This is a genomic window from Rhodococcoides fascians A44A (assembly GCF_000760735.1).
Classification (GTDB): domain Bacteria; phylum Actinomycetota; class Actinomycetes; order Mycobacteriales; family Mycobacteriaceae; genus Rhodococcoides; species Rhodococcoides fascians_E.
This window is the reverse complement of record NZ_JMEX01000005.1, coordinates 1,096,968-1,117,458: the sequence shown is the minus strand read 5'-3', so window position 1 is coordinate 1,117,458 and position 20,491 is coordinate 1,096,968. Positions and strand designations below refer to the sequence as shown.

The window sequence follows — 20,491 nt, the reverse complement described above, 5'->3', positions numbered from 1 at the left end:
TCCCCCCGAAGGCTGTCCGTGTGACGAGCCGGACCCCCATCGCGGCTCAGCGGCGACTCTACGCTGTGCGCAACGATGTTGAAACCTCGTGCTCGCCGTCCCCGAGCGGTCGTCGACGGCGGTCGTGGCCGGGTGGGTAGTAGGGTGTGCGCCGGGGACGGACCCGAGGGTGTGTCGGGTCCGAAGAAACGGTAGGGGGCACCGTGGCGGCGACGCCGACAACGAAATGGCAGGTCGGCGGATACAGATTCCTCGTTCGCCGAATGGAACACGCATTGGTTCGGCGGGACGTGCGAATGCTGCACGACCCCATGCGCTCTCAATCCCGTGCACTCGCAGTCGGTCTCGTGATCGCGTGCATCGGACTTGCCGGGTGCGCAGCGCTCGCTCTGCTGCGGCCCCAGGACAAGATCGGCGACTCGGCGATCGTAGTCGGCAAGGAATCCGGCGCGATGTTCGTCCGCGTCGACGAAACCTTCCATCCCGTGCTGAATCTCGCGTCGGCACGCCTCGTCGTCGGGCAGGCGGACGATCCGACGATCGTCAAGGACAGCGAGCTCGCGAACAGGCCGCGAGGGGCGTTGGTGGGCATACCCGGTGCGCCGTCGTCGCTGCCGTACGACGTCGACGGTACGTCGGTCGCGTGGAGCGTCTGCGACACCGTTGGCGCGGCGGGGTCCGTGGCGGGCACGACCGTGATCGCAGGCGATCCCCGACACGGTGACGGCATCGAACAATTGCAGGACACCCAGGCTTTCCTGTGGGAGACCGGAGACGGGGTCTTTCTCGTCTACGACGGTGTACGCGCCGCGATCGATCTGAACGACAGGTCGGTCGTTCGAGCGCTCGGGCTAGAGAACACCGTGCCCTCCGGAGTCAGCGAGGCACTGGCCAACACCGTGCCCGTGGTTCCTCCGATCACACCGCCGCTGATTCCGCGGGCGGGCGAGTCACCCGCCTACTCGCTCGCGGGGAAGACCGTCGGCTCGGTGGTGAAAGTGGTCGACACCGAGGATCGTTACTACGTGGTCCTTTCCGAGGGGATTCAGGAGGTCAGCGTTGCCACCGCGCAGCTGATCACGTTCGCCGACTCGCAGGGGAGTCCGGAGATCGACTCGTTGACTCCCGACGCACTCAGCGATGCACCGTCGGCCGACTCGCTCGCGGTGAAGACTTTTCCGCGGTCCCGTCCGTCGATCGTCGATCGAGAGTCCGAGCCGGTGGGCTGCGTGGCCTGGCTCCCACAGAACGCGCCCGACGGCGGCCCCACCGCACGTCTCGAATTCTCCTCGGGCCGAGTGCTTCCGCTGCCGGACTCTGCTCGACCCGTTGCGTTGGCGCAGGCCGACGGTGGGGGACCTGCGGCCGACGAAGTGTTCGCGGCGCCGGGTAGCGGAGGTTTCGTGCAGACCACGGGGATCTCGCCGACGAGCGTGCGACGAGACGGATACTTCTTCGTGGCCGACACCGGCGTGCGGTACGGGGTCGCGGATGCGGACGCGGCCAAGGCACTCGGCTTCGGAGCGGCTGCGTCCGCACCCTGGCAGATAGTCGAATTGCTCGGCGTGGGGCCGGCTTTGAGTCGAGACGCAGCCTTGACCGCTCACGACGGTGTCGGACCAGATCCGGACGCAGCCCTGCTTCCGTTCGAATGAGGAACGACCCTGCGCCGCAGGGGCAGTGACAATCCGAGACCGAGAACGAGGACGACACCGACCGCCGCCGCGCCGGTCAGAGCCACCGTCCGCGGCTGGGTGTCGGGCGGCTCCGGCACGAGTGGCGCGGCGATGTCGACCGGCGAGGCAGGGAAATGCGCAGAGTCGTCGAGTACCTGCCCGGTAACCGCGGCCAGCGGATCGACGACGCCGTGACCGACGAAAGGATTCCAGCCCTCGGCGGGTGCGTGCGCTGTGGCCTCGATGCGTTCGATGACCTGGGCAGCCCGAAGGTCGGGCCGGTGCGCCCTGATCAGTGCAGCAACCGCGGCGACCAGGGGAGCCGAGAAACTCGTTCCTTGAATCGGAGTCACACCGCCCTGATTGTCGATGGTGCCGCCGGCGAGTCCGGTGCCCGTCGGCGACAGAGACGTCATCGCCGTGCCCGGTGCCGCGACGTCGACCCACGGGCCCGCGAGGGTGAACGCCGCCGGTGATCCGTCGGGGTTCACCGACCCGACGGTGAGAACCTGATCGTCGAACCATGCCGGTGTTGCGATCGTGGCGACGCGATCCCATTGATCGGCGAACGGATCGGTCGGGTCGGGTAGGGGGTTCTGCGTGGCGCACGCGGACCCGCCGCCTCCGGTGTTGCCTGCGGCTGCGACCACGACGACGTCCTTGACCGTGGCGGCGTACTCGACGGCCGCGCCCAGGGGGCCGTCGACAGGACCCGTCCCACCCGGTACGCACGCCACCTCGGAGATGTTGATGACGGTCGCGCCGAGGTCCGCGGCAGTGCGTACGGCCATCGCCATCGTCATCACGTTGCCGTAGCCCGACGCGTTCGCTGCAGCAGGATCCTCGGAGTCGGGCTCACCGCCTTCGCGGACGATCCGAAACGCGTTGCTCGACTGACGGATCGACAGAATCTGTGCTTCCGGAGCGCCGCCGGCGAAGCCGCTGCCCTCCACCCGTGACCCGGCGATGAGACCGGCGACGAGAGTTCCGTGGGCGTCGCAATCGGACAGTCCGTCGCCCGTGTGAACGTAGTCGCCTCCCGGCCGCAGACCAGGCAGTCGCGGGTGCGGTGAGACGCCCGTGTCGATAACGGCGACGACCTGCCCGGCGCCTCGGGTGATGGGCCACACGGACGCGAAGTCCAGAGCCTGAAGCTCGGCGGGAATCGCGCTGCCGTCCGGGATCTCCGAGACAGGAACACAGGCGTTTCGTTGCTCGGTGGGATCGAGAGGGGCGGCAGGCCCCGGTTCGGGCAGCAGCCCCGGATCGACGACGGGCCGGTCCGCGCTCGCGACTCCGGCTCCGACGGTCGCCGATATCATCGCGGCAACGATCGGAACCGTCAGTGTTCGTGCCCGGGCGCGCCGACTCGATCGGACCGTCACAGCGCGCGCATGGCCGTGTACAAACCACACACCCAGCACGCCAGTGGGATCACGGTGGCGATCGCCGCGTACTCGATCAGTTCTGCAGTGCGCCGAAGGACCGGGGAGTACTCCCGGGTGGGCACGGCCGAACCGAAGAACAGCGCCACGAGCGCCACAGCGACGCATGCGACGAAGACTGCCGGCTGGATCGCGTCCGAATCGGATACGGCCGGCGTGAACACGACGGCCGCGAGCAAAGTCAGAAGGATCGAAGCACCGCCGAGGACGAGAGGAAGCGCGTGGGTCACCTGCGCGAAGGTTCGCCCGCGCAACAGCAGGAGCAAGGCCGTCGCGAGTGCAAGGGACACGCCCGGCCGATAGATGGCGTCGCTCGATCCGAGCGCAGCCAGAAGGGCGCCACCCGTGGCCGCCGCGCCGCCGGCACACACGAGACCGGTCAGGTGACTACGGGCTCGCCGCGCCCGATCGGCGAGTTCGGCCGCGCTGGTGGGGTCTTCGTCGCCTGCGTCGTCGAGCGGAGCTCCTGCCGTCGGTACGGGAGGTAGTGGAAGTCCTGCCTGCATCATCGACACACGAGGTGCGGCCGCCAAGGCGGCCAACGCAACCACGGTGGTCCCCGCTCCGATGGTGCTCACCGGAAGATCGGTGAACATCGACACCGTTGCGCCTGCGCACACGGTGACTGCTGCGGCACTCGCCGCGGTGAACACTGCGGATCCGTGGCCGCCGGTACGCAGTGCAAGAACGGCTGAGGCGCCGACCAGAGCCCCGCCGAGCAGGAGGTGTGGTGCCCCGAATTCTCCTGGAACGAACCGAGATCCGGCCACGAACATAAGTGGGAGCGCGCATGCGGACAGAAAAACACCGGTGCTGTCGTCCCGATAGAATCTCCCGACGACGGTTCCCGCGACGATCATCAGCACTGCGGTCGTCGCCGCGGCCACGGCTGCAGTGACGCTCCGGGCGCCGACCTCACCGGCGTCGACGCGACCGCCGAGTTGCAGCAGTGGAAGCATCACGGCGATGCAGGCGAGCAACACCGCCGACGCACTTGTCACGAAACCCACTCGCCGCGCGGTGGCGGCTGTCCAGAGGCCGTCCCTCGAGCCATCCCCCGAGCTGTCGACGGACGCCACCGCGAACATCAGATCGTCGTGAAGGGGAGGTAGCGCCGGGGAGTCGGCGGTACCGAGAACGAGCAGCTCACCGTCGCGAACCGATGCCTCGTTGAGCGTTGCCGTGCCCGAGATCGGCGGCATCCCCACTTTCGACAGCACCCAGTCTCGGCCGTGTCTGTCGTTGGCAGCTGTTGCACGGGAGTCGACGATGTCCACGATGCCGGGGATCAACAGCGAGATCGGCACGTCGGTGGGTAGAGCCATGTCCACCTGTGCGGATTTGCCGAGCACCGTCAGTCGACACAGGTCGAGCGGCGCTGCAGCGCCACGATCCCGCACGTCGCTCCTGGTGCTCGGTTCCACCGAGTTCGGCTGCAACCGCGCGCCGAGTCCGTTCACGGCCTGCGAAACATCCCCCGTCACTGCTCGTCCCTCGTCACTGATGTTCCCCCGTCGTGCACAGTCACCCCGCTCGTGCCCCCCTGGCTACGAGCGTGGCCCACGATACTCGGAAGCAAGGGCCTGCGGCGACGTGCCGGACGGTTCGATCAGACTGCGCTGGTCGCAGGTTCCTCGTTCCGCAGATTCGTCGCCTCGGCAAGGAGTTCGTAGGACCGCAGCCACGACGCTCGGTCGACGACCCCGGACGCCACGATCAACTCGTCGGCGTCGGCGTGGCGTACGAACCGATCGAGGTAATCCCGGACCGTTGCCGGTGTTCCCACCGCCGAATACTTGGTCATCTGCATGATCTGTCGGCCCTGCGGCGCGTCGAGAAGCATGTCCGCTTCCTCGTCGGTGAAGGTTCGCCCACGGCCGAGCAGCAGGCTGACGCGACTGCGTTTGGTCGCGAGGAACTGTTGCTGCGCATCGGCTTCGGTGTCGGCCGCGATCACGTTGACACCTGCGATGACATAGGGGGCGTCCAGCTGGTCCGACGGGCGGAACTCACGGCGATAGATCGATACGGCCTGCTCGAGCGCATCGGGTGCGAAGTGCGACGCGAAAGCGAACGGCAGACCGAGCGCGGCCGCGAGCTGCGCGCCGAACAACGACGACCCCAGAATGTACAGCGGTACCCCCGTGCCTGCTCCCGGCGTGGCCACCACGCCCGGCACGAGAGAATTGTCGGAGAGGAACCCCTGCAATTCCTGAACTTCCTGCGGGAAGCGGTCCGCCGACGACGGGTCTCGGCGCATCGCACGCATGGTCTGTTGGTCGCTGCCCGGTGCTCGGCCGAGGCCCAGATCGATGCGTCCCGGGTGCAGCGTGGCCAGGGTGCCGAACTGCTCTGCGATCGTCAGCGGCGCGTGGTTGGGCAACATCACTCCGCCCGACCCGAGCCGGATGGTGGTTGTGTTCGCGGCGACGTGACCGATCAGCACACTGGTCGCCGACGACGCGATGGTGCGCATGTTGTGGTGCTCGGCGTACCAGATTCGCCGGTAACCCCATTTCTCCGCGTGTCGAGCGAGTTCGACGCTCGCATCGAAGCTGTCCCTGACGCTTTCACCTGGACCTATGTGTGCCAGATCGAGGATCGACACCGGTACGGAGAACGGTTGCGACGGGGATGAGGACATGCGCGCTGCCAGCCTTTCGACGAGAAATATCGTGTTCGAGAGCGACCGAACGCTCTTCGTGAAGACAACCAGCGAGGACTGCGAGCTATTCCGACGCTCGACGCGAGGGCTGGCTCACCGTGCGCGCATGCGTTAGCCTTCGGGCCGGAGTCGCTCTCGCCTGGGAACGAGCGCGGGCTTCGTGTCGGGGGGACAGCGCGAGACGGTGGGGGCAGCAGCGTGAGTACGGTTCGTTTCGTTCGTGGTGCCCGCCGTCCGGTGCCCAGAACCCCTGGTGGCGAGGTCACCCTTCAGGCGCCGCCGGAAATTCCTCGGATCGTGCCGGGAAATCTGCTGATGAAGCTCATGCCGGTGGTCATGGTGGCGGCGATGGTCGGCATGGTCGCGTTGATGTTCACCTCCGGCATGGCCGCGAACCCCATGATGCTGATGTTCCCGGCGATGATGCTGGTATCGATGCTGGGGATGGTCGCGGGCGGAGGAAAAGGCGGCGGCGCGCGGACCGCCGAGGCGAACGAGGACCGCAAGGACTACCTGCGTTACCTGGACCAATTGCGCAAGGACGTGCGCGTCACGGCCGACGCGCAGCGCACAGCCCTCGAATGGTCGCATCCGGATCCGGCCGTCCTCTGGTCGTTCGCCGGAACCCACCGAATGTGGGAACGACGCACCGCGGACCCCGATTTCTGCCACGTGCGGATCGGCCGTGGCACGCAGAGATTGGCCACCCGGCTCGTGCCACCGGAAACCGGCCCGGTCGAGGAATTGGAGCCGGTGTCGGCGGTATCCCTCAGGCGCTTCGTGCGTGCGCATTCGGTCGTGAACGACCTGCCGACCGCGGTGTCGCTGCGCGGATTCGCGGCGATCGCCCTCACCGGGGACCGTTCCGCTGCGAGGGCGACGGTGCGTGCGATGATCGCGTCGCTGTGCACCTTCCACGACCCGGATCAGGTGCGCATCGCAGTGGTGTGCGGGCCGGACACGGTGATGCACTGGGACTGGATCAAGTGGCTCCCGCACGCGCAGCACGAGCTTCTCGAAGACGGAGTCGGCAGTGCTCGGATGATCTACGGCTCGTTCCTCGAACTCGAAGGTGCTCTGGGCGAGCAACTTTCACTGCGCAACAGGTTCACGCGCGGCGCGCCGGCAACAGCCGGTGTCGCGCACATCGTGATCGTCGTCGACGGGGGATTGCTGGACAACAGTGGCACCGACGTGACACGAACCGGGTTGGAGGCGGTCACGGTGCTGGATCTCTCCGGATTCGCGACGTCGCTCGCGTCCAGTCGAGGGCTGCGACTCGTCACCGAGAACGGAACGGTGGGTGCGGTCAGCGGCCCCGGCGTCGAGATCTTCGGGCAGGCGGACACGCTGAGTGTCGCAGCAGCGGAAACGGTGGCGCGGCGGCTGTCTCCCTTCCGTACGACCACCGCTCGGCACAGCGACGTCACCGTCGACGAGGGTGAGTCGATATCGACATGGAACCGACTGCTCGCGATCCCCGATGTCGGTGACCTCGATCCGATGCGTGTGTGGACGCCGAGGCGTGGGCGCGACCGGCTGCGAGTACCGATAGGCGTCGCGCCCGACGGAAGCGCGGTCGAGATCGACCTGAAGGAATCCGCGGAGAACGGCATGGGTCCGCACGGACTGTGCATCGGTGCAACGGGATCGGGAAAATCGGAGTTTCTCCGGACATTGGTTCTGGGGTTGGTGGCGACCCACTCCCCGGATCAGTTGAACCTGGTCCTCGTGGACTTCAAGGGTGGCGCGACGTTCGCCGGGCTCGAGGACGCGCCGCACGTCGCCGCCGTGATCACCAACCTGTCCGACGACCTCGCACTCGTGGACCGGATGAAGGATGCGCTGGCCGGTGAGATGAACCGCCGTCAGGAACTCCTCCGAGACGCCGGTAACTTCGCCAACGTCACGGACTACGAGAAAGCCCGATCGTCCGGCGCGGCCCTGGCGCCGATGCCCGCACTGTTCATCGTCGTCGACGAATTCTCGGAGTTGCTCAGTCAGCAGCCGGAATTCGCCGATCTCTTCGTCGCCATCGGACGTCTCGGACGATCGCTGCACATGCACCTGTTGCTGGCCAGTCAGCGACTCGAGGAAGGCAAGCTTCGCGGGCTGGACAGCCACCTGTCGTACCGGATCGGATTGAAGACGTTCTCGGCGAACGAGTCTCGGACGGTCCTGGGGGTTCCCGACGCCTACCACCTGCCGGCGCAACCCGGCGCGGGCTACCTCAAGTGCGACTCTGCCGAGATCATGCGGTTCGCGGCGTCCTACGTGTCGGGTCCGTACGTTCGTCCGCGTACGGCACGTCAGGTGAACGGACGTACGGACGTCGACATCGTTCCGAAGCTGTTCGGTGCGTTCCCCGTACCGGTTTCGCCCGGCGACCGGGCGCGCGAGGTGGACGAAGCGCACCCGGTCGACACCGCGGACCTCCGGGCGGACGGCGCCACGAGCGTGGACGACACTCAGGACGTCCGTACGGTTCTGGACGTCGTCGTCGAACGTGTTCGTGGGCACGGTAACCCGGCTCACGACGTCTGGCTCCCTCCGCTCGACCGGTCGCCGGCGCTCGACAGCCTGGTCGGAGCCACGGATCCGGCGGCGCTCGCCCAGCGACCGGCGACGCTGCGGGCACCGATCGGCATCGTCGACAGACCGTTCGATCAGCGCCGAGATCTCCTGCAGGTCGATCTGTCCGGCGCACAGGGGCATCTGGCGATAGTCGGTGGTCCCCAGACCGGAAAGTCGACTGCCGTGCGCACTCTGATCATGTCCATGGCGTCGACGCACACGCCGGAGCAAGTGCAGTTCTACTGCCTCGATTTCGGCGGTGGAACCCTCAACGCATTGATCGACCTCCCTCACGTGGGCTCGACGGCGAGCAGGCTCGACGTCGATCGTGTTCGTCGCACGGTCGCCGAGGTGACGTCGGTGATCAGTCGCCGTGAGCGTCTCTTCCGCCAACGGGGTATCGATTCGATGGCCGAATTCAGACGCCGACGGACCGAGCATCCCGTCGATCCCGAGGATTCGTTCGGAGACGTGTTCCTGGTCATCGACGGGTGGGGGAGCATCAGAACGGATTTCGAGCCGCTGGAGCAGCAGCTCGCCGCCGTCGCCGCGCAGGGGCTGTCGTACGGCGTCCATCTCGTCGTCACTGCGACGCGGTGGGCCGAGATCCGGCCCGCGACGAAGGACCTGATCGGTACTCGAATCGAGCTCCGTCTCGGTGACGCATCGGACTCGGAGTTCGGACGGGTCAAGGCGGCCAGGGTGCCGGAGAACAGGCCCGGCCGCGGAATCACGAAGGACGGGCTGCACCTGCTGATCGGCCTACCGCGCCTCGACGGTGCGTCGTCGACCACGGATTTGGGCGCAGGAATCACCGCTGCGCTGCGCAGTGTTTCGGCTCGATACGGCGACAGAGCCGCTCCTGCCGTACGCATGCTTCCGGACAGCTTGCCCCTCGCGGACCTCAGGCGGGTACTGGTCGGTCGATGGCCGCGGGTGCGCGGAGACGTCGCGGAGCTGTGGGTTCCGCTCGGCATCGACGAGGCCGAACTGAAACCCGTCGCGATCGACTTCGCCGAGCAAGCCCACTTCCTCGTGTTCGGAGACACCGAATGCGGAAAGACGTCGTTGCTGAAGTCCATCAGCTCCTCACTCGTGGAAGCGAACACGCCTCAGCAGGTCAAGATCATCTTCGCGGACTATCGACGGACGATGCTCGGTCTGGTGGACACCGATCATCTGGCCGGATACGCCGCGTCGCAGCCGGTTCTGACCACCATGATGACCGAGCTGGCGTCCAAACTGGCCGAACGCATGCCAGGCCCGGACGTCACGTCGCAGCAACTTCGCGAACGGTCGTGGTGGACCGGGCCGGACATCTTCGTGATCGTCGACGATTACGATCTCGTGGCCACCGCGTCGGGAAATCCCCTGACGCCGTTGACGGAATACCTTCCGCACGCGCGAGACATCGGCCTGCACCTCGTCGTCGCGCGGCGGTCCGGCGGAGCCTCGCGGACGATGTACGACCCGGTGATCTCGCGCATCCGCGATCTCGTGTCACCGGGGTTGGTGATGAGCGGCTCTCGTGACGAGGGCAACCTCGTCGGAACGGTCAAACCGTCGCCGATGCCGCCGGGACGGGGAATGTTGGTGGACCGGCGTGGACAGTCGCTCGTGCAACTGGCCTGGTCCCCGGCATGAGAGTGCGGGCCGCCGACTCCGCTGGAACCTATGCCGCAGTTCACCTCGGTGAGGATTGCGTGTCCGTGCTGGTGAGTTCGGCGGCCGGAGTGCAGTGCACCAGGTTCGACATCGCGCTGACGATGGACGAGGGCACCCTGCTCTTCCTGCGCTCCGATCCGCCGGACGTGGCAGCCGAGCATGCAGCGGCCGTCTCCGAGACCGAGCGGCGACCGTGGTCGTTCGTCGACGACGAAGCCGTACTCGTCGGATCGACCGTAGTGCCCACGGCTCGCGTGTTCGGCGGAATCGTGGGCGACGCACTCGCACGGTCCGGCGTCGTGGGCCACGTGGACCTGCTCGAGATCGCGTGTCCGTCGGCGTGGGGTGACGCCCGCCGCGACGTCGTACGGCGAGCCGTCCGTTCCTCGGCCGGTGAGGTGACGGTGATCGACTCCGCGACGGCGGTCGTTCGATCGCTCGGAGAGCGTGCCCCCGAGTCTGCTGTGGTCGTCGAGGTCGACGATCTCAGCTCGGTCGTCGTCGGTCTCGATCGGCGGCGAGACGAGCCGGGGGTCGACGGGCAGCCACACGGCTACGTTTGCGATGTGCGCTGGGACGCGGTGGGCAGCAGAGACATCGACGTCGACGCCGCCGCGAGCCGCTCCGTTCTCGACCGTGTGGCTGCTCTCGTCGCGGCCGAACCCAGGCGTGGACGAGTCGACGTCTTCGTCCTCTCGACGACAGGCGATGAACCCGTCCTGCCCGGACTCACCGGACCCGGCGTCGGCGAGCCAGCGTCGGACGACCTGCACGCGTATCGGATTCACCGTGCGACGGGTCCGACCGTCGTTCGATCGATGGCGGCCGCCGTCGGACTGTCGGATCCGGGTGACGCACCCGGGGATTCGTACCGTTCGGCAGACGCGGGCTCGGCGTACGAGCCGGCCGCGGACACCCCCGACTGGGCCAGTCCGTTCGCAGCAGACATCTACGCGGCCGGGGTGCGCGGTGAAGTGGGGGCCGGTGACTTTCGAGCAGATCCCACGGTGCACCCGCCGGTGCCGTTGGGCCGAGCCGCGGCGTGGTTGACCGAGGCGACCGCGCCGCCGCCTCCGACGCGCCGTGTTCCCGCGCCGGCTATCGGCGCGCTGGCTCTCGTCCTCCTGCTCGGCGGGCTGGTGTTCTTCGTGTTCCGCGCGGAGAAACCTGTACCTTCCGCCCAGCCTGTTTCCGCCCAGCCTGCATCCTCTCGACCCGTCCCGGCAGTGGCGCCGACGTCCGAGCCGCCGGTAGCCGGATCGTCGACGCGGGCCGCCGAGCGCTCGACGCCCGTGTCGACACCGGATTCGACGCCGGACCCGGTCTCACGGTCGGAGTTCGGGAGAGTCAGTATCGCCGGGCCTGCGACCTGGACGACGCGCAGCGAGCAGACGCGAATTCTGTTGATACCGCCGGACTTTCCCGAGCGGCGGATCGTCCTCTCCTCGACGGAACTGACACCGGGTGCATCGTTGGATTCGGTGGCCGAGGATCTGCAGCGACAACTCGACGCGCGCAGCGACGACGGGTCGATCGTGGAATTCACCGCCGCGACCGATTTCGGTGAGCGAGTAGGAATCTCGTACGTGGAGAACCCGCCCGACGGCTCGACGGTGCAATGGCACGTCTTCGTCGACGGCGGGCTGCAGGTCAGCATCGGATGCCAGAGTTCTGCGGGCTTCGCGGACGCGTTGATCGACGACTGTGCGCGGGCGGTGTCGAGCCTGTCCGTCTCGCCGGCTCGGTAGATTCGCACATCGCTTCGAAGATTCTTCGGATCCGATGGAACCGAACCACCGGCCGGGTGCGTCCAATCAGATGTAGGGGGAGATCTGCTGGTACGCCATGGCGAACCGGTGCCTCGACCGAGCATTCACCAGAGTGCTCGACACCGATGAACACGAAGGGGTCGACATGGCACAAACCGATATTCAGACCATGCTCGCAGTGTCTGCAAAGGTCGACGGCCTGCGAGGCGAAATTCACGATCTGCTGTCCGCGCTGCGCGGCGATGTGAACCACGCGGCGTCCGGTATCTGGCAGGGTTCGGCATCGACGACATTCGCCCAGGTCATGACCAACTGGGATTCCAGCGCCAACAAGCTGGAGAACGCTCTGTCCGGCATCGGGGAGTCGATCAAGACCAGTGGTGTGCAGTACGACCAGTCGGAGCAGGACAACACGTCTCAGCTCAACTCCGTCGCGAGCAGCTTGAACCTCTGATCGCTCGCGCTCGGCTCTCGAACGTACGGACCAATCAACTCGTCGGCCTGAAGTCGATGGACACGAATGCGAGGAAACGATGACCAGCGGTGAAATCAAGTACAACTTCGGTGCGATCGGCGATCTGGCCGGCGGCATGACCACCAAGTGGTCGCAGCTCAACGAGAAGCTCGACGACGTCAAGTCGTCCATCCAGCCGCTCGTCGCGACGTGGCAGGGTGCCGACTCCGATCAGTACCAGGTCAAGCAGAACGAGTGGAACGCTGCGCAGGCCGAACTCAACGGCGTTCTGCAGAGCCTGATCGGCGCGGTGAACTCCGGCAACCAGCGGATGCAGGAGCAGGAAGCGGCCAACCGCGCGCGCTTCTCCTGATCTTCGTCGTCCATTCGGCCCCGACGTCCTCGCGACTTCGGGGCCGAATTGCGTGTGCGCCGGACTGTCGGTGACGCGGGGGTTTCCATCGGACGCCGCGCGATGTTCACTGGACCGCGTGACGGATCAGCTGGGCAGGATCGAGGAGGCGAGGTCGGTCGTCGCTGCTCGGCTGGAGTCTCTGCGGTCTCAGTTCGCCGCGATCGTCGAGGGCTCACGGTGGTCCACCGACGACGACGAACACGACCCGGAGGGTTCGACCATCGCGTTCGAGCGTGCCACGGTCGCGTCGCTTGCCCGCGATGCGGAATTGGAGTTGCGCGAGCTCGATGCAGCCACGGAACGCGTGGCGTCCGGCACCTACGGGATCTGCGAACGGTGCGGAGAATGCATCGCCGACGCTCGTCTCGACGCATTGCCCGCGGCACGCCGCTGTATCCGGTGCGTCCGTGCACGGTGAGTCGGGCGCACCTTCCGGTCGACGGGCGTTTTGACCTGGGGGCCACGCAGCCGGTATCGTCCATCGTTGGCGTGTATGGGAACGCCGCGCACAATGCTGCGCGGCCGACTCCTTGATCTCGGGTCTCAACTGGCCGCCGAGGTCATCAATACGTCTTGGCCAGCAGCGACATCATGAAGACAGGACTTTTACGTGTCTACATACAGCCCGAAGGCCGGGGACACCACCCGGACTTGGCATGTGATCGACGCCACGGACGTCGTGCTCGGACGCCTTGCCGTCCAGGCCGCGACTCTGCTGCGCGGCAAGCACAAGCCGACCTACGCACCCAACGTCGACGGTGGCGATTTCGTCATCATCGTCAACGCCGAGAAGGTTGCCATCAGTGGCAACAAGCTCGACGGCAAGTTCCACCACCACCACTCCGGCCACCCGGGCGGACTGAAGTCGCGTTCGACTCGTCAGGTGTTGGAGAACAACCCGGACCGTCTCGTGGAGAAGGCCGTCAAGGGCATGATCCCCAAGAACAAGCTCGGTAATGCAATCGCGGGCAAGCTCAAGGTGTACGCGGGACCGAACCACCCGCACGCAGCTCAGCAGCCCGTTCCGTTCGAGATCAAGCAGGTGTCCCAGTGACGGCGCCGGAGGGAAATGACGTGACGTCGCAGGAAATCCCAGAAGAGGCAGTGGAGATCGCCGCGGACGAGTTCGTCTCCGTGGAAGAGCCCGAGGTCGTCGAGGAGATCGAGGCAGCTGCCGCCGCTCCCGCGCCCATCCTGTTCGACCGCCCGGTTCAGACCGTCGGCCGTCGTAAGGAAGCTGTCGCTCGCGTCCGGTTCGCTCCGGGCACCGGCGGATTCAAGCTCAACGGCCGCAGCCTCGAGGACTACTTCCCGAACAAGGTTCACCAGCAGCTCATCAAGGCTCCGCTGGTGCTCGTCGATCGTGCGGAGTCCTTCGACATCGTTGCACTGCTGCACGGTGGCGGACCGTCCGGACAGGCAGGCGCGCTGCGTCTGGCCATCTCTCGCGCCCTGATCGAGGTCACCCCCGAGGATCGCCCGCCGCTGAAGGCTGCCGGCTTCCTCACGCGTGATGCTCGTGCAGTCGAGCGTAAGAAGTACGGCCTGAAGAAGGCACGTAAGGCGTCGCAGTACTCCAAGCGCTGACGCGCCGCACAGTTCTACCCGCGAGGGCAGGCGTCCACGAAGTATCGGATGCCTGCCCTCGCGGCGTTTGTTCGACAGTTCTACATTCGAGCGGAGCCTGCGGAGCGACCGCATGCTCCATTCGAGCGGAGCCTGCGGAGCGACCGCATGCTCGATTCGGCGAAGGGGGACATGCCCGCATGACTCGACTGTTCGGTACCGACGGAGTACGGGGGCTGGCCAACGACCTGCTCACCCCCGAGTTGGCGTTGAAGGTGGCCAAGGCTGCGGCCGCGGTTCTCGCGCCCAGCTCGCCGGGTACGACTCCCGTCGCGGTGGTAGGACGTGATCCTCGTGCGAGCGGCGAAATGCTCACCGCTGCAGTCACTGCCGGGCTCACAGCGTCCGGAGTGGACGTCGTCGACGTCGGGGTTCTTCCCACGCCCGCAGTCGCATTCCTCACCGCAGACCTCGGTGCCGCACTCGGTGTGATGATCTCGGCATCGCACAATCCCATGCCGGACAACGGAATCAAGATCTTCGCCGCGGGCGGCCACAAGCTCGACGACGATGTCGAGGATCGAATCGAAGCGCACATCGCAGGCGATTTGCAGGGCGCCGCGCCGACAGGTGCAGGAATCGGCCGCGTCCGCGCATCGTCGGACGCCGCGGGTCGATACGTCGCGCACGTCGGACGTGCGTCGACTCATAGTCTCGACGGGCTGACCGTTGTCGTCGACTGCGCGCACGGGGCGGCCTCGGTGGTTGCACCCGCGATCTATGCGCAGGCAGGTGCCGACGTGATCGCCATCAACGCCGACCCCGACGGTCTGAACATCAACGACGGGTGCGGATCGACTCACATGGAGGACCTGCAGAAGGCCGTCGTGGAGCACGGCGCCGACCTGGGAATCGCACACGACGGCGACGCCGATCGGTGCCTCGCCGTCGACTCGACGGGTGCGATCGTCGACGGCGACGCGATCATGGCCGTCCTTGCCGTCGGTCTCAAGGACGCGGGCGTCCTGACCGACGACACGCTGGTTGCCACCGTGATGAGCAACCTTGGCCTGCACATCGCGATGCGCGAGGCAGGGATCTCGGTCCGTACCACCGCGGTCGGTGACCGGTACGTGCTCGAGGAGCTGCGGTCGGGCGGATACGCGCTCGGTGGCGAACAGAGCGGGCACGTGGTGATTCCGTCGTTCGGTACCACCGGCGACGGCGTTCTGACGGCCTTGCTGTTGATGGGGCGGATGGCCGAGACCGGACGTTCCTTGGCCGACCTGGCATCGGTGATGACGACGCTGCCTCAGGTGCTGATCAACGTGAAGGTGTCGGACAAGCGCGCTGTCGCGTCGGCCCCGGCTGTTCTGGATGCGGTGTCCGAGGCGGAACGGATCCTGGGTGACTCCGGGCGAGTCCTGCTGCGCCCCAGTGGAACCGAGCAGTTGGTGCGGGTGATGGTGGAAGCTGCCGAGGTGGATCTGGCGAACCGGCTCGCCGAGGATCTGGCGAGCCGGGTCGGCCAGGTCTGACCGGTGGTCAGGCCGTCAGTTCCCGTAGCTTGGTCAGCTGCGCGACGCGGCCGGCGGTGTTCTCGGCAAGTGGCGCTACGTTCAGCGTGGTGACCCCGGCTTCGGCGAACGCGGCGACACGCTCCTTGACGTAGCTTTCGGGACCGATCAGGTTGACGGCGCGGACCAGCTCGTCGGGTACAGCCGCCGCGGCCTCCTCCTTCTTTCCCGCGAGGTAGAGGTCCTGGATCTTCTCGGCTTCGGCCTCGTAGCCGTATCGCTGCGCCAGGTCGTTGTAGAAGTTCTTGCCCTTTGCGCCCATTCCGCCGATGTAGAGGGCGAGATGCGGCTTCACCCAGGGCAGGAACTTCTCGGCGTCCTCACCGATGGCGAGCGTCGGGCTCGCGAACACCTGCAGGTCGCCGAGCGACGGATCGCGCTTGGCCTTGCCTGCGGCCAGGGCGTCACCCCAGACCTGCTCTGCCTTCTCGGGGAAGTAGAAGATCGGCTGCCAGCCTTCGGCGATTTCGGCCGTCAACTCCACGTTCTTGGGTCCCAATGCTGCGATGACCACGGGGATGCGTTCGCGCACAGGGTGATTGATCAGCTTGAGTGGCTTTCCGAGACCGGTGCCCTTCTCGGCAGGAAGGGGGATCTGGTAGTACTTGCCCTGGTGTTCGACCTTCTCGCGGCGCCACACCTGGCGGCAGATGTCGATCACTTCCCTGGTCCGAGCGATCGGCGCGTCGTATTTGACGCCGTGGAATCCCTCGACCACCTGAGGTCCCGATGCGCCGAGGCCCAGAACGAACCGGCCGTCGGAGACGTAGTCCAAGCCGGCTGCCGTCATCGCCGTCAGCGACGGCGTGCGGGTGTAGATCTGGAAGATGCCCGACGCGATCTTGATCGTCGACGTCTTGGCGGCGAGGAACCCGAGCTGGCTGACGGCGTCGAACGAGTACGCCTCGGGGACGAAGATGATGTCGACCCCGGCCTTCTCCAGCTCCGCGACCTCGGCGACGGTCTCGTTGAACCCGCCCGAATAATTCAACATGGTTCCGATGTGCATGGGACTCCTCGCAGGTAGGTGCTATCCGATGTCGAGTCTTTCCGCTGGCTCACTGTGACCCGGCGGGTTCTTGTTATCGGACGATACCTGGGCACGGTGGAACCGAATGTTCTCGGGCTGCGTCGAACAGAGAAGGAGCACCGAACGGGTGCCGAGCAGTTCGTCGACATGGGGGAACGTCCGAGTATGGAAATCGACATCGAGAAGGTCGGTCGGGTGGCGGTGGAGTTGGACGCGTCCTCCCGGACGGTGGCGGATGTAGCTCTGGTGGCGACGACACTGTCGTTCGGGCCGGCCGCGGCCGGTCGTGACTACGGCGACGTCGGTCTGCGCATCGCCGCAGGGTACGACGGCGTGGAGACGGGAATTCGGCGGTGGAGCGAGGCCGTCGAGGACAATGCGGTGTCCCTGCGTGCCGTCCTCGACGCCTACCAGGCCGCCGACGGCCGGACGTCGTGGGCGATCGCGACCGCGGAAGGTCCGCGGTGAGTCCCACCGGACGCAGTGTCGACGAGATCCTCGACGCGGGGGCAGTGGGCCTTCTGTACTTCGAGAGGTACCTGCCGATCCTGCACCGACTCACAGCCGACACAGCGTGGGCGTACCCGGCCCTGTGCGCGCGGTACGACCAACAGCGTGGGCTCGACCTGGCGGTACTGTCCGAGGACGCGCGGCTTCTCGGCGACGGCGTCGTGTCGGCTCGGCGAGAGCTCGACAAGCAACGCGCACTCTTGGGCGACCTCGCTCAGGCCTGGGTCGGCTCTGCCGCGGAGTCCGCGGTTGCCGACATCGCATCGGACACGACGTTGGCCGATCAGCGTGTGCTCGCGACCGAACAGCTGGCACAGGTGCTCGGTCAGGCCGCCGAGAGGATTCGCGGAGCGGTGGAGCAGAAGGCGTCGGAGACGGCCCGGTTCGATCCGACCGTCGCGTCCGAGTGGGGAGCGATCGACGGCAAGATGCTGGAGATCGTCGAGCGTATCGACACGGTCGCGACGGTGGACCTTGCGGACCCGACGTCGTTGGATCGCGCGAAACAAGCCGCGGATGCGCTGGTGGACATGCTGCCGGTGTTCGACTGGCCTGCATCCAACGGACCGCTGTCTGCCGACTCCGCACCACGGAAGTTGATGCAGAACGCTCGGGACGTGTGCGACGAGTGGCTGCGCACGGTTCTGGTTCCCGTGGTCTCGGCTGCGTGCCGAACCTTCACGGACATCTGCTCATCCATCGATCAGGCAGTGCGGGACCACCTGACGACCGTGGCACTGGTCGCCGAAGCCGTTCGGTCCGAGCCGTTCCCGTCCGCCCCGCAGCCCCCGTGGGGTTGCGACGGTCCGAACCGACGAGCAGACGGGGGAGGGGGCACCCAGACCCTGCCTCCCGCTCAGCAGAACCCTCCCGATCCTCGGCACGACGGAGTGGTCCTGCCGGCACGCGTGCAGGAGTTCGGGCCGGACGTCGTCGACAGCCAACCGGGATCGGCTCCGATCACCCCTGGAAACGTCGCCGTTCCTGGCGATCCCGCCACCTCCGGTGAGCGCCGGATCGATCCGTCGGAGATACGCGCCGGTCTCGAGTCGCTGCTCGGTGAGGTTCCGAGCGGCAAGGACATCATCGCCGCCATCGAGCGCTCCGGCGCCGAGATGGTCGAACGTACCGAGGCGGCAATCGAGGTTCTTCTCGATCGTCTGAGCTCACCCGACGGCGTCGGTGAAAACCTTTTGCCGCCAGCGGAATCGAACGACGCACCGCGAAGCCCGGGGCCGTCCGATGCGGGCGACCCAGCCGACACGACCGAGCGGAATCGGCCCGACGAACGACCGGATCCATCCGTCGCACAGAATCATCCGGTCTCCCCATTCGCTCCCGGACCGCCCGTCATGCCGCCACCCGTTGCGGGCGGCGACGTCGAACGTGGACATGTCGAGGCTGCGTTCGACGGGCACAGTGCTCGATTGTCGTTGGCGCACAATGGGAATGTGGGGTTGCAGCTCGGAACTCCCGACGGCGAGAGTCGTCGTTTCGAACTCAGGCCGGGACCGTTCGGTCTTCCGATCGTCGAGTGCACGACGAACCCGGAGCCTCCCGCTCCCGCACCGGGGCCACCTGCGCTTCCACCGGAATCCACCGCGCTCCCCTCTGAATCCGCCGCGTCCGGAACCGGGCAGGCGCCTGCGCCGGACCTCCCACCAGCACAACTACCGACACCCGAACCGCCGACACCCGAACCACCGACACCCGAACTACCGGTTACTTCAGAGCCGGACATGCCCGCACCCGCACCCGCTGGTTCCGGTGCTCGTCTGACCCAGGCGGGTCCCCTGTGACCCAGGCGGGACCGTCATGAATCAGCCCTTTCTGGATTCGGGCCGGTGGTGGCGGGAACGAATGGACCGCGCATCCCTGGAATGCGCGGAATCGATCGAGGCCGCGGGCCGCGGATACGAGGACGTCGTCAGACGTGTCCTGACGCGTGACTTCGAGGCGGACCCGGTCGCGGCGGCAGCTACAGGGCCCTCGCCGGGGTCCGACGTACATCGGCCCGCGTCGTGGGAGGAGGACGAGTACCGTACGGCGTCGTTCCTGACACCAGCGCAGCACGACCGCACTGTCCGGCCGGTGACCGGGCAGGACCGCAGCGACGGACAGAACGGACAGGGAGATCCGCACCAGGCGGAGACCAGGAGTTGGTTGGTCTGACCCGGCGGCGGTTCCGCAGCGAGTTCAGCGGCCGATCACGCCACGGATCGCGGTCAACGGGTTGGGCTTCGGCTGGTCCTGGACCGGCGCGTGCGGATCGACGACTCGCGTTCCCTTCAGCTCACCCGCTCCGGCGAGTTCGGCGTACTGCTCTTCGCCGGTGAGGTGGAACAACAGGAACGCGGCCAGGAGAGCGCGGGTGGTTCGGACGGTCGACTTCTCTGTCCCGCCGACTCCGAGGGGGCTCAGCAGTCGCCGGCCCTCGACGATTCCGTCGGACGACGCCTTGTCCAGACGCCGGAACGTCGTGGGGGAACGCAGTGCACCTGCGAGAGACACGGTGTTGTCGTTCAACGAGTCGGCCAGGGCCGCGTCACCCAGGACGATGCTCGGGATGTCGAGCGTCGCTGCCGCGTCCTCGGCGCTCGGTGCCGACGGCGCCGGGTACAGAGCAGCGACGGCCTTGACGTCCGATCGCGCTGCAGCGGTGAGTACCGCGATGCTGGCGCCCATGCCGTGGCCGGCCACCGCGAGTTTGTCCGGGTGAACGCTGATGTCTCCGGTTCCGAGCCGCACTCCGGTGACGATGTCGAGGGTTGTGGCGAGGTCGGCTGCCAGTCCGCGGTGTGACGGAACCGGTCCGCGCTCGGTGTCCGGAGCGGCGGCGACGATGCCCCACGACGCCAGGTGCTTCAGCGTGTCCGCGTACCGTTCGGCACTCAACAGCCAGCCGTGGCCGAACGCGACCGCAGGCAGGTTGTAGCCCGTGGCCGGGGTGAACACGACGCCGGGCTGGCCCGCCAACGCGAGGTTGCCGCGGAGCACTGGGTGAGGACCACGTTTCCCGAGCTGGGCGGCGAGCTTCTTCGATGTCGACACAGCGGCAACGCTATCGGATCAAGGCGGAACTGCGTGGGTACGGGGCAGAGAACGAGCAAGCGCCACGCTGATCGGGGTCCGGTGGCGGGTACCC

Annotated in this window: 17 protein-coding genes; 12 read left to right on the top strand and 5 right to left on the bottom strand. The window is 66.9% G+C overall.

Annotated features, from left to right (window positions below; translation table 11 throughout):
* Window positions 1-203: 203 nt before the first annotated feature.
* A complete protein-coding gene (gene eccB, locus BH95_RS09000) occupies window positions 204-1,655 on the top strand; it encodes a type VII secretion protein EccB (RefSeq protein ID WP_037181622.1) in 1,452 nt (483 codons plus the stop codon).
* On the opposite strand, the gene mycP is transcribed toward eccB, so the two are convergent.
* The 3 genes from mycP to BH95_RS08985 all read right to left on the bottom strand — a co-directional run bounded on the left by mycP (window position 1,604) and on the right by BH95_RS08985 (window position 5,765).
* Window positions 1,604-3,100 carry a type VII secretion-associated serine protease mycosin gene (gene mycP / locus BH95_RS08995; protein WP_037181620.1) on the bottom strand — a complete coding sequence of 499 codons (1,497 nt, stop codon included), beginning with the start codon at window positions 3,098-3,100 and terminating at the stop codon, window positions 1,604-1,606. The two genes, eccB and mycP, sit on opposite strands and share 52 nt — an antisense overlap.
* On the bottom strand, window positions 3,058-4,605 hold the full coding sequence (gene eccD, locus BH95_RS08990) for a type VII secretion integral membrane protein EccD (protein ID WP_244164864.1): 1,548 nt from the start codon (window positions 4,603-4,605) through the stop codon (window positions 3,058-3,060). Before eccD ends, mycP begins: the two co-directional genes overlap by 43 nt.
* Before the next feature lie 125 nt (window positions 4,606-4,730).
* On the bottom strand, window positions 4,731-5,765 hold the full coding sequence (locus BH95_RS08985; protein WP_037144545.1) for an LLM class flavin-dependent oxidoreductase: 1,035 nt from the start codon (window positions 5,763-5,765) through the stop codon (window positions 4,731-4,733).
* 219 nt (window positions 5,766-5,984) lie between these two features.
* On the opposite strand from BH95_RS08985, the gene eccCa reads away from it, so the two are divergent.
* The 8 genes from eccCa (at window position 5,985) to glmM (ending at window position 15,767) form a co-directional block, all read left to right on the top strand.
* Window positions 5,985-10,004: a type VII secretion protein EccCa gene (eccCa, locus tag BH95_RS08980; protein WP_208601152.1), complete on the top strand. Its 4,020-nt coding sequence runs from the start codon at window positions 5,985-5,987 to the stop codon at window positions 10,002-10,004.
* Window positions 10,001-11,773, top strand: a complete 1,773-nt coding sequence (locus BH95_RS08975; protein WP_037181612.1) for a type VII secretion-associated protein — start codon at window positions 10,001-10,003, stop codon at window positions 11,771-11,773. Before eccCa ends, BH95_RS08975 begins: the two co-directional genes overlap by 4 nt.
* 166 nt (window positions 11,774-11,939) lie before the next feature.
* Window positions 11,940-12,248, top strand: coding sequence for a WXG100 family type VII secretion target (locus BH95_RS08970; RefSeq protein WP_230593817.1), 309 nt, complete (start codon window positions 11,940-11,942; stop codon window positions 12,246-12,248).
* A 79-nt stretch (window positions 12,249-12,327) separates the two neighbouring features.
* Window positions 12,328-12,621, top strand: a complete 294-nt coding sequence (locus tag BH95_RS08965; RefSeq protein WP_019663588.1) for a WXG100 family type VII secretion target — start codon at window positions 12,328-12,330, stop codon at window positions 12,619-12,621.
* Between the two features lie 118 nt (window positions 12,622-12,739).
* Window positions 12,740-13,081: a TraR/DksA family transcriptional regulator gene (locus BH95_RS08960; protein WP_019663589.1), complete on the top strand. Its 342-nt coding sequence runs from the start codon at window positions 12,740-12,742 to the stop codon at window positions 13,079-13,081.
* Between the two features lie 192 nt (window positions 13,082-13,273).
* Complete coding sequence (rplM, locus tag BH95_RS08955; RefSeq protein WP_019663590.1) at window positions 13,274-13,717, top strand: 50S ribosomal protein L13; 444 nt, start codon at window positions 13,274-13,276, stop codon at window positions 13,715-13,717.
* A complete protein-coding gene (rpsI, locus tag BH95_RS08950) occupies window positions 13,714-14,250 on the top strand; it encodes a 30S ribosomal protein S9 (protein ID WP_019663591.1) in 537 nt (178 codons plus the stop codon). Before rplM ends, rpsI begins: the two co-directional genes overlap by 4 nt.
* A 179-nt stretch (window positions 14,251-14,429) precedes the next feature.
* Complete coding sequence (glmM, locus tag BH95_RS08945; protein WP_037181611.1) at window positions 14,430-15,767, top strand: phosphoglucosamine mutase; 1,338 nt, start codon at window positions 14,430-14,432, stop codon at window positions 15,765-15,767.
* A 7-nt stretch (window positions 15,768-15,774) separates the two neighbouring features.
* On the opposite strand, the gene BH95_RS08940 is transcribed toward glmM, so the two are convergent.
* Entirely contained in the window at window positions 15,775-16,815 is a 1,041-nt protein-coding gene (locus BH95_RS08940) for an LLM class F420-dependent oxidoreductase (RefSeq protein WP_037181609.1), read from the bottom strand.
* Between the two features lie 96 nt (window positions 16,816-16,911).
* On the opposite strand from BH95_RS08940, the gene BH95_RS08935 reads away from it, so the two are divergent.
* Genes BH95_RS08935 through BH95_RS08925 form a run of 3 tightly spaced genes read left to right on the top strand, consistent with a single transcriptional unit; the run spans window position 16,912 to window position 19,518 of the window.
* Window positions 16,912-17,304 (top strand): hypothetical protein, encoded by a 393-nt coding sequence (locus BH95_RS08935; protein ID WP_037181607.1) that lies wholly within the window; start codon window positions 16,912-16,914, stop codon window positions 17,302-17,304.
* Entirely contained in the window at window positions 17,301-19,145 is a 1,845-nt protein-coding gene (locus BH95_RS08930) for a hypothetical protein (RefSeq protein ID WP_244164906.1), read from the top strand. The genes BH95_RS08935 and BH95_RS08930 overlap by 4 nt, the downstream gene beginning before the upstream one ends.
* Before the next feature lie 16 nt (window positions 19,146-19,161).
* On the top strand, window positions 19,162-19,518 hold the full coding sequence (locus tag BH95_RS08925) for a hypothetical protein (RefSeq protein WP_230595861.1): 357 nt from the start codon (window positions 19,162-19,164) through the stop codon (window positions 19,516-19,518).
* 24 nt (window positions 19,519-19,542) lie between these two features.
* Here the strand turns inward: BH95_RS08925 and BH95_RS08920 are convergent, their stop codons facing one another.
* Window positions 19,543-20,397, bottom strand: a complete 855-nt coding sequence (locus BH95_RS08920) for a dienelactone hydrolase family protein (protein ID WP_037181602.1) — start codon at window positions 20,395-20,397, stop codon at window positions 19,543-19,545.
* Window positions 20,398-20,491 lie beyond the last annotated feature (94 nt).